The following is a 10,793-nucleotide window of genomic DNA, read 5'->3' on the forward strand; positions in this document are numbered from 1 at the left end:
CTTTATAGTGCTGGCGAATGAGCGATGCCGACCGCCCCGCGCTTGACACGTCACTGGAGGAGGTCACCCAACTACGCGAGGCCCTCGCTGCCGCCCAGCGCCAGATCGAGGTGCTGTCCACCTTCACGGCCCTGAGCGAGACCGCCGCCACCACCAGTGACCTGACCCTCCTGGCCCAGCGCGCTGAGGAGGTGCTGCGCCGCAACATTCCCGATCTGCTGGCCGCCTACTACGAACGTCGGGGGGACCGCTGGGTGGCACAGGTCACCACCGAAGGCCTGCCGCCCGCTCTGCTGGACCTGATCCACGTGGGCCTGCCCCTGGACACGCCGTGTTTCGCGCAGACGGTGGACGCCCGCACGCCGCAGTTCTTCGAGCATTGGGACGCGGTCACGCAGCGCGTGCCGTTCACCGAGGGGTTCCATGCGGTGGGCCTGGCCCCCTTCTACCGGGACGGTCAGGCAGTGGCCATCCTCACCGTGGGGCTGGTCAACACCGAGGTCTGGGCCGCGCAGCCTCAGCAGTTGTTCCTGGCGGTGTATCAGGCCCTGGACAGCGCCCACCGGCGCAAAGGACTCGTCCAGATCCAGGAGCGGCAGCGCGCCCTGGAAGCATTCATGACGCTGACCGAAACCATCGGCGCGGAGACCGAGCCGCTACGGCTGGCCGAGCGGGCCTGCGAGCTGTTCCTGACGCTGATGCCGGGCTGGGTCACGGGCTATTACGAGTGGGACGGTGAGCTGTGGTGCGCCAGGCTCAGCGACGTACCGGACCCCATCCTGCGCGCCGCGCTGTTCGCGGGGGTGCCCGCATCGGCGCCCAGCCTGCACGCAGCAGTGCAGGTCAGGGGGCCGGTGTTCTTCGATCACTGGAGCGCCCGGGACAAGATCATCGCCCGGTCCGAGTCGTATGGCGTGGCGGCCTTCGTCCCCTACTTCCGGGACGCTCAGCCCGTTGCGATGTTCGCCATTGCCAGCCAGCACCACCAGGAGTGGAGGTCTGAGGAGCGGGCGGTGTTCAGGGCCGTGGGGCGCAGTCTGGCCCTGGGCCTGGAGCGGGCCTGGCAGGCCCAGGCGCTGGAGAGCCGCACCCATGAGTTGCAGCGCAGCAACCGCGAACTCAAGGCCGCCAACGGTGAGCTCGAAGCCTTTGCGTACAGCGCCTCGCATGACCTGCGCACCCCGGTGCGGCACGTCAAGGGCTTCGTCGAGATGGACCGCCGTGCCCTGAACCGTGGGGAGCCGGACAAGGCCGAGCGTGCCCTGCAGGTGGTGGAGGGGGCGGCCGATCAGATGAGCGCCATGATCGACGCGATGCTCTCCCTGTCGCGCAGCACCCGGCAGCCGCTCACCCACACGGCAGTCAATTTGGGCAGGTTGGTAGAGCGGGCCCGCCAGAACGTTGAGGACGAGTTCACCGGCCGCCAGATCGAGTGGCGGGTGGCGCCGCTGCCCGAGGTCACCGGCGACGCGGCCACCTTGCAGCAAGTCATCGTCAACCTGCTGAACAACGCGGTGAAGTTCACCCGCCCCCGCGAGCAGGCGGTGATCGAGATCGGCGCGCAGGCGGGGGATGAGGAATGGACGGTGTGGGTGCGCGACAATGGGGTGGGCTTTGACCCGGCGTACACGGGCAAGTTGTTCGGTCCGTTCCAGCGCCTGCACCTGCACAGCGAGTTTGAGGGGACGGGCATTGGATTGGCGACCGTGCGCCGCATCATCCTGCGCCATGGCGGCCGGACCTGGGCGGAGGGCGTGCCGGGCGAGGGGGCCACGTTCTCATTCACGCTGCCGCATGTCCGCCCGCTGGAGCCAGGCGGCAGCTAAGCCAGCGTCTCCTCGGCAGCGCGGTCTTCCTCGGCCTGGCGCTGCCCCTCCATAGTGTCATGCTCACGTAACTTAACCCGGCTGGTCTTCCCGCGCAGGACTTCCAGCGTGTAGTCGCCCTCCCCGAATAGCTTGCCGTCTAGCGTGTCCGGCAGCGCGATGCGCACCTCGTGCGTCTCGGGGTCATAGCACACCCTGACCGTGGTCCGGGCGTGGCGCTCCTTGAGGGCTTCGAGCTTCTTGGGCGCCGTGTTGATGAACATGCCCCGGCGCTTCCCGCTGTCCTTGAGTGGGACCAGCTCGCCCGCCTCCGGCAGCCCGACATCGTGCTTGCTGTTCAAGTACCCCGCCAGGTTGCTGCGCGCCCGCAGTTCGCCGTGCGTCAGGATCACCTTCCCTGGTGCGTAGCGCGCGATCATCCCCAGCAGTCCACCCCGGTCCGCATGGGCCGACAGGTAGAAGCGTTCCACCCGTGAGTACGCCGACACTGGCTCGAAGCCTTCACCCCTGGCTGCGGGCAGCATGACCTCGCCGCCCTGCTGAAGTTCAAGCAGCCGTCTCCCGGGGCTCTCGGCGTCCTGGTAGCCCACCACGAACAGGGCGTTCTCAGCATGTGGCAGCCACGCGCGGGCGTACTGCGGGCTGGCCCCCGCGTGCAGCATGCCCGACGAGGCGATCACCACGGCGGGGCGCTCGGAGGCCAGGATGCCCTCACGCTCCCGCCGGTCCTTGACCAGGTTCACCGTGCCGGTCAGGAACGGCCGCTGCTTGCTCACAGCGCTGCGGTTCTGAAGCGCCTCGGGCAGCAGGGGCAGCATGTCCTCGTACGCCTCGGTGATGCCCCGGGTCAGGCCGTCGAGGTGGATCGGCACCGCAGGCAGCAGCCCGCTCGCCATCGCCGTCTGCAGGATCTGGGTGATCTCCTGCGCGCGGCCCAGGGCAAAGGACGGGATCAGCACCCGCCCACCCCCGCGTAGGGTCTCACCGATGGCCGTGATGAAAGCCCGGACTTGCTCCTTGCGGCTGGGCAGCAGCGTGTCGCCGTAGGTGCTCTCGGACACCACCGCGTCGACAGGGGTCACAGCAGCGGGCAGCCAGGCGGCGTCCACCACGGGCGTGGAGATGTTGCTCACATCCCCGGTGTGGAACACGGTCCGGCCCCCGCTCTCGATCAGCACGCTGGCCGCGCCGAGGAGATGGCCGCTGGGGAACAGCGTGAAGGCGAAGCCGTGGTCACTGACGCGCATGAAGTAGGGCACTGGCCGCAGTCGCTCCAGCGTGCGCTTCATGTCGCCTGCGCTGAACAACGGCTGGCCCTGCAGGGTGGTGACCTTGAGGGTGTCACCCAGCACCAGCGTGGCGATGCGGGCGGTGGCCTCGGTGCAGTAGATGGGGAGCCCCGGGAAACGCCGCACCACCACCGGCAGCGCGCCGACATGATCCAGGTGAGCGTGGGTCAGCACCATCGCGGCAGGTGGGTGCTCCGAGAGCAACCCCAGCTGGGGCAGGGCAGCGTCCCCGATGGACCCAGGTCGTGCACCGGCGTCAATGAGCAGGTTGCCCTCGGCCAGGCGGTAGAGGTAGCTGCTGGCTCCCACCTCGTCGGTGCCGCCCAGGCCCAAGAAATGCAGGTCACTCATGGGGGGCATTGTGGACGATGGCCTGAAACGCCATCACGACAACGCACTCCCCGGTTCCGTTCCCAGGTCATGGATGTTGAAGCCGGTGGCGGCCCTGGCCTTCTCGTTCAGGAGGTGCATCAGCAGCCGCCCCGGCGTCTCGATCTGCTGCCCCTTCAGCCGCCACTTCTCGATCCGTTGGATGCAGCGCCGTACCGTCTTCACTCCCAGGTGGACCAGCGCCTTGTAAAACCCGATGGCAGCCATCGCGTGCGTGGCTGGATCATCGTGGTGGATGGCGATCTGCACGGCGAATTCCCACAGCTGTGAATTGGCATTTCGCAATCTATCTAGACAACCTTCCAAGTTGTGGATCACCGAGTCAAGGGTGAGGGACAGCATTCCCCGCTCGCCCGCACGGGTGATCAGTGCCGCGCCGTCCAAGCAACGCAGCAGGTCTTCCCTGGCCGTTTCCGCTGAGGAAGCTCCAAAGCCCTGTTCAGGTTTTCCACAATCCCTTTGTTTTTGAGTAGTGGTTGAGCTTCCTTTGGTCGTCTCACCTTGAGAGTGAGAGTCTGGCACGACGAAAATCTCAACTTCCTGGACACTCTCCGCGAAAAACGCAGCCTCCAAGTCCTCCGGGATGACCGGCTCGTACAGGGTGACGCTGAACAGCGTGGCCACGTTGCGTCGGGCGGCTGTCCCTTCCTCAATCCGCTGCACCTTCTGGCTCCGGAGCCACAGGTGCGCCAGCGGATGCTGCAGCGCCCGGTAGAAGGTGGCCTCGCTCATCCCACACTCGCGCGCGAAGCAAAACCGCCCCCCCACCATCTGCACCACCTGCTCACGGGACTGCAGGGGCCGTCCGTCCTCGCCCACCTTCAGGTAGCAGTGCTTACGCAGCTCCTCGATGATGCGGATGAGATTCAGGCCCTGAGCGCCTGTGAGCCGTCCGCCGGCCAGGCTGGTGGAGCTGATGCCCGTGAGGATCAGGCGCCAGTCGCGGGAGACACTGCGGCTCAGCTTGGTGAGGTGCTGGCCAGCCTGGTACGGAAAGGCCACCGGCCAGAAGGTCTTGGTGGGCGTGTACCCGCTCATCACAGGTCTGGCGCGGATGCTCTTGCGGTACAGGCCGACGGCCTTCAGGGCCTCGGTGGGGTCCACCGGGAGGCGCGTCGTTGGTGAAGCTGGTGGGATGCGCGGCGCTGCTTTGGGATTTCCAGCCAGGAGCGCGGTTTTCTGGGCCTCCAGAAAGGCCCGCCGCCCAGCCTCACTGGTCAGGCGCTCCGGCGTTAGTCGGGTGGCTGTCACGCCAGACCGCCAGTGGGCCATGACCGTGCTTTTCGAGCGTTGAGGTGAGCGGAGAGCCCGACGACTCTTTGCTGAAGCGTCAGTGGGCTTGGAAGAGAATTATCGAACAGCTTAAGGTTGTCCGCTCTTACCCCACGGGGGTGTCCCCGTGAGATGCATTCAAACGGATCTGAATGCGGCGTGTGTCGGCACACGCCCTCGCCTGATGCAGGGTCCGTCATCTCGGCTTGCTCCTCTTGCAATAAGGGGCGGCCTCCATTAAACTGACGGCACTTGATTGCACGTCTTCGTTCAACGAAGTCTTTGGAAATCCCGCCTGGCAGCGGGGTTTTTCAATTTTTGACTGGGTTAAGGGGTCTTCAGATGTGCCTCCAGGTCTTCCAAGTGTAGCATCATTTTTATTGTCGAATCTTCGATAAGAATGGTTTTATCATACCAGACGCTGTTTGCTAGAAGGAGTATGCGGAAAGGTTTCAGAAGGGGCAGAATGGTACTGGAGGACCTCCAGCCAGTTGCAGCCGCCCAGCAAGCTGGCGTTGATCCCTATCGCTAACTTTGAGTCGATAGGCTCGCTACCTTTGAGTCAAAATCTGGAATTGATCGGCTCTCACGGCAACCGCATGCTATCGCTACCTTTGAGTCAAGGACGGTGAATCAGGACGATTTCGACACGCTACCTTTGAGTCACCGGCAAAGCCACCTATCGCTACCTTTGAGTTTTTAAGCTTAAAAAAGCACGCTACCTTTGAGTCACGCCTTCGCTACCTTTGAGTCATTCGCCGGAAATCTCCACGCTACCTTTGAGTCTTTCAGGGCGAAATCCACGCTACCTTTGAGTCAAATGGCTGAAAAAACTGCGGCTGAGCGCAGATCTGGCACACTGCTTGATGATGCAATCAATCTTTTATAGATCTTTTAAAATCACTATAATCATCAAATCATGCATCAGGGCAACGAACCGTTGATCAACGAACTCACCCTGGCGCGCTCTGGGGTCTTTAGTATTCTCAACCGGGAAAGTGGCGACGACCAGAGCTGGGAGACCACTTTCAGCATCGGTGACCGGGACTTCTACGTCCAGGGTGTGGCTGCCCGTGGACGGCCACATGGCGTTGACCCGGACGTCTTGCTCGCGCTGCAGACGCTTTTTTTCGATGCCGGCTGTCCCGATGACGACACTGTGGAGTGTACGGCCTACGCGCTGCTGAAACTGACCCCCATGGGCACCCGTGGGAACGCCTACAGCCGGCTGCGGGACAGCCTCCTGCGCCTGGAGGGCGTGAGCTGGCTGACGCGCGTTTCACGGCAGTCTGGGGGGCGTTTCCGGGGCACCACCGAGACCAACCGCCTGATTGACCGGATCTCGGTGCGGGACACCAGCCTGAGTGCCAGCGGAGAGGGCGGGGCCATCGAGGCGGGCGCGCCGCTGCGGGTGACCTTCTCCCGGCATTTTGCGCAGTCGATCCGCGAAGGGTTTTACCAGATTCTCGATGCTGAGCTGCTCGGCGATCTCAAACAGCCCACGGCGCGGAGTCTGTACCGGGTGCTACAGGCGCACCGGGTGGGTGACGACGGATCGCTGGCCCGCGAACTGCCAGTTATCATGGCGGCTTGGCGGGAGGCGACGGGGCTAAGCGGCCAGCGGTCCAACAACGTCAAACGGACCCTGGATGGGGCCCATGCCCACCTGATTGCGGCGAAGTATCTGCGCGACGTGAACTACAAGGGTTCCGGTGAAGAGACGCGCATCACGTACGAGTTCGCCGGCGAGGTTGATCCCGAGCTGGTCAGGTTGCTCACCGACATGAAAGTGACGCGTCCGGTGGCTGAGGCGCTGGTGGCCGAGCACCCCGACCGGATTCGTGAGGTGGTCCGGGCAGTAGAGTTACGCATGAGCGAGGGCTTCAAGCCGCGTTCGCTGGGCGCGACGATGGTGGACGCTGTTCGGAATCCGGAGAAGTACCTCGTTTCAGCGTCTGCTTCCCAGCCGGTCTCCCCTCCCCCACGGGCCAAACCCAGGAAGTTGCCCGAGCCGCAGCCGATGCTGTTGCCGCTGTCGCAGGATGAATCGCTGGGGATGGTGGCCAATATTCTCAGGGTGAAGCTCGGCCGTGCGCCTCACGCCGCAGCTTTGGCCAAACTGCGCGCCTTGCCGCCAGCCATGGTAGACCGGCTGGTGGCGGCCGCGACGGGCCAGGAAGATTTGATTCAGGTGGCTCAGGAGGCCACGGGTGAGGTGTTGTAAAGATATAGGTAGTGGACTGAGTCAGAAAAACATGTACAGAACGACTTGATCCCGCCTTTGTATGGTGGAGAGGTGAGCCGCTCAGCTGTTCCGTCAGACAAAGACGCCTCCCGTCTATGCTTGGCCGTGAAAGGGACATCATGAATCAACCGGCAAGCAGATCTTCTGAACTCAATACCCCTGAGCAACAGCGCGAAGCTGCGACTCTTCTGCAATGGCCCTGGTCAGCCCAAGCGACCCACGCGCTCACGACGTATTTTCGCTGCATGGAGGACGTGAACACGCCTGAGCAACTGGCCGACGTTCTCACTGAGACTCTTGGTCATGCTCCACCTGTCCTGTTGGATGTTCAGCGTGAGCTGGGAGGCATCACCCTCCATGACCGGGGCGCTCACACGCTGCATCTTTGCCTTGATTCCATCTCTTCCATCGAGACCGGATGGGATGAAGGCATGTGGTTGCTTCCACTGGCCTGGAGAGACGTTGCCGTTCCTGATTGGAACATTCGACTGGATGGCCAGGTGGATGACGGCCCCTTTCTGTACGCCAATGCCCGGCTGTGTGTCGAGTGGCATGTTATTCACAGAAGCCTTTTCAATCAGGAGCGAACTTGTCCCGTGTACTCTCAGTCTGTCGAGGTTCGAGGGAAGCCTTTCGAAGCCCTGAGGTCATCCCTGACGGTGTTGGCCGAATTCCTGGACATGGACCTCGCTCCTTTGCTGAGTGACAGCTGGAATTTGCTGTGGTTGAGCGAACATGCTGAACTCACCGTCCAGCATGACGTGAAGGGCGTAACCCATGCCCGGCTGACGACAGAACATCTGGAGGCAGCGGAAACGTTTTCGGACTGGTGTCACACTTATGGAACGAGCGTCTGGGACCGCAAGCGCATTGAACCTCACACCGCTGATGCGGGCTGATCTGCCGGGCCCTCCAGGTTTCCTGCGTGTTGAACAGCCACTGCGTCAGGACATAGTCCCTGATCACATGCCTGTCTTGCGGAAACTGTCCAGCTACTTCTGCATCAGACCAGTAGCTTGCGGTTTACAAGGTGAGCTGTTGTTCTCTCGCCCCCTTTCTGCACCGCTTTCTGTCGGAGTATTTTATGGATTAATTGGCGTTATATGTCCGAAGTTTTTGAGTCTGGTGCTGAGTTTGGGCTTGTGATCTCTCGTCCTCTTTCGGCTTGGGCTTCTGCTTGTGTATTTCAGGAGAGCGTTTTACTGAGGCTATTAGTTTAATCCTTGTTTTATAACGCCTATTAAGTCCAATTAGACATGACCGGATCAGAAATTGCCATCAGCACCAAGACGATCGTCTGCGCGCCAACCAAACAAAACAGTTAGCAAAAGCCCTCCAGACATAGGCAATAGTTAGAGCCGGTGGAGCCTAGATCTCATGCCGTCTCTAGCCTCCACCGGCTGTTGCACCAGAAAAGCAACACAACTATACGGCCGCACATTCGAAATGTCGCCGGATCACTGCAGCATAAAATGACAACGAAATCCAACTCGCGTCTATAAGCCCTGATGCAGCACGCCCTGGAAGCACAGGCCGCTTGCAATTAGGATCGCCCGTATTGCGGACGCCACCCGCACGTTCTCCCGCTCCATCCCGAACTCGACGCATGGGCCAGTCCGCCAGATGATCCAGCCCCGGTAGTACCCATAAACCCTGCTGAGCCTGTCCACCCGGTGCACGGGCTGCGGACAGAGCATTGGATGCTGCTCGAGCTGATCATCCAAGGCATGAACGCGGCAGGCGACGCCCAGGAGGTCTACGACCTGGTGGTGGCTAACGTGGACAAGATGAAAACCGCAGTCCGGCGCGTGCCAGCTTTTGAGATCACCTGGCAGACCACCAATGCCAAAAACTGACCTGTTCTGGCCGCCTCCTGGCCTCTCCGAGGTGCAAGCCAGAAGTCTGTTGGAGCACGCGCGGGCCGAACGCCGCGTGCGCGGCGAATTCCAGGAGGCCGAAGCTGTGATCAGCGATCTATGGACTCTCGACTGGACGGAAGCCGAGTGGGCCGTGAAGGGTGACCAGACGTGAGAAACCTTTGCCGCCCGGCTGAGCGAATGCCTGACGCTGCTGGTCACCTAGGGCGAGCAGGCGGCCGCCCAGGTGGCCGAGGGTCCATCTCCACCCAGCTGGCTGGAGATGGACCCGGACCCTAACCTGTCGCGCCCTGCCCACTTCCAGGTTGCGGCACACGCCTCCTGCATCCGGACGGAACGGAGATCCACCAACCCCACGAACTGCCCATCCAGCGCGGGCAGGCCCACCGCGCCTACATCAGCCCGTGCAAGCAGCGCGCCCTGCTCACGGTGAGCCGCACCACCCGCGCGGGCTGGGTACTGCGCGCGTACACCCCAGGGCCTGACGAACGCGTGAAAATCAATCTGATCGCCCACGCACTGGTCACCGGTCAGGTGTACGCGGACCGGGGCCGGCGGCCGGACACCTCGCCTGATCCGGAAAGCCAGGAGATGGCCCCGATGCCTTCTTGCAGCTGAGCCAGACCGCGCTGCGGGCTTGCGAGGCCCTGGTGGCCGGTCACCCGATGCAAGCCCTGGACTTCGCCGAGCAGGTGCTCGCTGCGGATACAGCCAGCGCCTGCACCGGCGCAACTACAACCGCGAGCGCCGCGAGGAGGTGCGCGCTGGGCGCTGCCACAATGCTAAACACTTCTACATCGCTCTGCCAGTGCCGCCCCCGGCCACCGAATCCGGCAACGCCCAATCTCCGCTGGTGCGCCGTTACGACTTTCGCCTGATCGCCGTGTACGACGAGCGCGGCGGCCAACTGCGGGTTGAGAATGCGGCGGACATCGAGCGCGAGAATGGCATTGACGTCGGCGCAGATGGGTGGCGGCAGCTGATCGCCCTGCTCCCCCGTTTTGGACCCGACGGCGAGGGGCAGGGCAAACCCGGCGAGAAGGCAGGCGTGCGGGTGCTGATCTACCGAGAGGACCGGGGCGGCCTGGCCCTATATCCCCACGTGCAGCAGCGGTACCGACGGGCACTGCACACGCTGGAGGCCCTGCAGCGTACGGTTCGGGAGGGACGCCGCGAGGGTGAAGCTTTGCGTGAGACGCCGGGTACAGCGGAGTGGTTGAATGAAGTGCTTGGCCAGTAAATGGGGCCGGACTCAGGGTCTGCAGAGCGCTGGCCTCAGGGGACGGCGCTTATCTGCGCGGGTCCTTCCTCAATTCGTTGTGTTTTCGTCAGGAATCTCTTCCCTGAAGGATCCAGCCGGATGCACCGTCACCGTTTGATCCTTCAAAACTCCCCTGACATGCACGTAAATCAGATCATCTAGCTGCTTGGTTTCGAGAATTTTGATCTCTCGCACTGTGCCGACCGTAACCAGCGTCCGGACCCTGACATCCAGCACGCCAGTCGCCGTGATGTGGTCAGTGTCGTCTGATCCTCCTTGTGCATCAAGACGCTCAGAAGCTGCAATCACTTCATATTGCCCTTGGCTCACCCCGAGCTCCATATCGATTGGTATTGATGGCCCGTCCTTACTGAGGGCCGAGACGGTCCAGCGCAAGGCATCAACGTCACCCGGGCTCAGTTCCTCAGGGGCAGCCATCTGCGTGGGATCGACACCGTGTTCATCTTCAAGAAACGTCGCGATCTGCTGATACAACAGCTGGACCTCGCTCAAGGCAACCATTGCGGCCTCCATACGGGGTGGGGTTGACTCGGTTTCGAGTCGCTAAGGTTAAGCAGCTGTAGCCTGGCACTCGGCTTCCAGGGGCGTCAAGTATCCCAGGCTCGAATGCCG

Annotated in this window: 10 protein-coding genes; 6 read left to right on the forward strand and 4 right to left on the reverse strand. The window is 62.6% G+C overall.

All coding sequences use genetic code 11. The features are described from left to right. The first annotated feature begins 17 nt into the window (after window positions 1–17). Complete coding sequence (locus HNQ08_RS23930) at window positions 18–1,826, forward strand: sensor histidine kinase (protein ID WP_184137644.1); 1,809 nt, start codon at window positions 18–20, stop codon at window positions 1,824–1,826. Here HNQ08_RS23930 and HNQ08_RS23935 read toward each other — a convergent pair. Both HNQ08_RS23935 and HNQ08_RS23940 read right to left on the reverse strand, forming a co-directional pair. Then, window positions 1,823–3,466 carry an MBL fold metallo-hydrolase gene (locus tag HNQ08_RS23935; RefSeq protein WP_184137646.1) on the reverse strand — a complete coding sequence of 548 codons (1,644 nt, stop codon included), beginning with the start codon at window positions 3,464–3,466 and terminating at the stop codon, window positions 1,823–1,825. The two genes, HNQ08_RS23930 and HNQ08_RS23935, sit on opposite strands and share 4 nt — an antisense overlap. Window positions 3,467–3,499: 33 nt before the next feature. Continuing rightward, window positions 3,500–4,756 carry a hypothetical protein gene (locus HNQ08_RS23940; RefSeq protein ID WP_229790251.1) on the reverse strand — a complete coding sequence of 419 codons (1,257 nt, stop codon included), beginning with the start codon at window positions 4,754–4,756 and terminating at the stop codon, window positions 3,500–3,502. Between the two features lie 940 nt (window positions 4,757–5,696). Between HNQ08_RS23940 and HNQ08_RS23945 the strand changes: the two genes are divergently transcribed. The 4 genes from HNQ08_RS23945 to HNQ08_RS23960 all read left to right on the forward strand — a co-directional run bounded on the left by HNQ08_RS23945 (window position 5,697) and on the right by HNQ08_RS23960 (window position 9,053). Next, complete coding sequence (locus HNQ08_RS23945) at window positions 5,697–7,001, forward strand: replication initiator protein A (protein ID WP_184137650.1); 1,305 nt, start codon at window positions 5,697–5,699, stop codon at window positions 6,999–7,001. 140 nt (window positions 7,002–7,141) lie between these two features. After that, window positions 7,142–7,921 (forward strand): hypothetical protein, encoded by a 780-nt coding sequence (locus HNQ08_RS23950; RefSeq protein ID WP_184137652.1) that lies wholly within the window; start codon window positions 7,142–7,144, stop codon window positions 7,919–7,921. 801 nt (window positions 7,922–8,722) lie between these two features. Next, entirely contained in the window at window positions 8,723–8,878 is a 156-nt protein-coding gene (locus HNQ08_RS23955) for a hypothetical protein (protein ID WP_184137654.1), read from the forward strand. Next, a complete protein-coding gene (locus tag HNQ08_RS23960) occupies window positions 8,865–9,053 on the forward strand; it encodes a hypothetical protein (RefSeq protein ID WP_184137656.1) in 189 nt (62 codons plus the stop codon). The genes HNQ08_RS23955 and HNQ08_RS23960 overlap by 14 nt, the downstream gene beginning before the upstream one ends. Before the next feature lie 47 nt (window positions 9,054–9,100). On the opposite strand, the gene HNQ08_RS23965 is transcribed toward HNQ08_RS23960, so the two are convergent. Then, window positions 9,101–9,415: a hypothetical protein gene (locus tag HNQ08_RS23965; protein ID WP_184137658.1), complete on the reverse strand. Its 315-nt coding sequence runs from the start codon at window positions 9,413–9,415 to the stop codon at window positions 9,101–9,103. 121 nt (window positions 9,416–9,536) lie between these two features. Here HNQ08_RS23965 and HNQ08_RS23970 point away from each other — a divergent pair, with 121 nt between their 5' ends. Beyond that, window positions 9,537–10,139 carry a hypothetical protein gene (locus tag HNQ08_RS23970; RefSeq protein WP_184137660.1) on the forward strand — a complete coding sequence of 201 codons (603 nt, stop codon included), beginning with the start codon at window positions 9,537–9,539 and terminating at the stop codon, window positions 10,137–10,139. Window positions 10,140–10,208: 69 nt separating this feature from the next. Here HNQ08_RS23970 and HNQ08_RS23975 read toward each other — a convergent pair whose 3' ends face one another. Further along, the gene (locus HNQ08_RS23975; protein WP_184137662.1) at window positions 10,209–10,682 is read right to left on the reverse strand and encodes a hypothetical protein; all 474 of its coding nucleotides are present in this window, start codon (window positions 10,680–10,682) and stop codon (window positions 10,209–10,211) included. Between the last annotated feature and the right edge of the window lie 111 nt (window positions 10,683–10,793).

This window comes from Deinococcus humi, from assembly GCF_014201875.1.
In the GTDB taxonomy this organism is placed as follows: Bacteria; Deinococcota; Deinococci; order Deinococcales; family Deinococcaceae; genus Deinococcus; species Deinococcus humi.

What these genes read in the sequence shown, in the direction of transcription:
- HNQ08_RS23930 (WP_184137644.1), top strand. Translation starts at nt 18, where the DNA reads ATGAGCGATGCCGACCGCCCCGCGCTTGACACGTCACTGGAGGAGGTC.
- HNQ08_RS23935 (WP_184137646.1), bottom strand. Translation starts at nt 3,466, where the DNA reads ATGAGTGACCTGCATTTCTTGGGCCTGGGCGGCACCGACGAGGTGGGA.
- HNQ08_RS23945 (WP_184137650.1), top strand. Translation starts at nt 5,697, where the DNA reads ATGCATCAGGGCAACGAACCGTTGATCAACGAACTCACCCTGGCGCGC.
- HNQ08_RS23950 (WP_184137652.1), top strand. Translation starts at nt 7,142, where the DNA reads ATGAATCAACCGGCAAGCAGATCTTCTGAACTCAATACCCCTGAGCAA.
- HNQ08_RS23955 (WP_184137654.1), top strand. Translation starts at nt 8,723, where the DNA reads ATGCTGCTCGAGCTGATCATCCAAGGCATGAACGCGGCAGGCGACGCC.
- HNQ08_RS23960 (WP_184137656.1), top strand. Translation starts at nt 8,865, where the DNA reads ATGCCAAAAACTGACCTGTTCTGGCCGCCTCCTGGCCTCTCCGAGGTG.
- HNQ08_RS23975 (WP_184137662.1), bottom strand. Translation starts at nt 10,682, where the DNA reads ATGGTTGCCTTGAGCGAGGTCCAGCTGTTGTATCAGCAGATCGCGACG.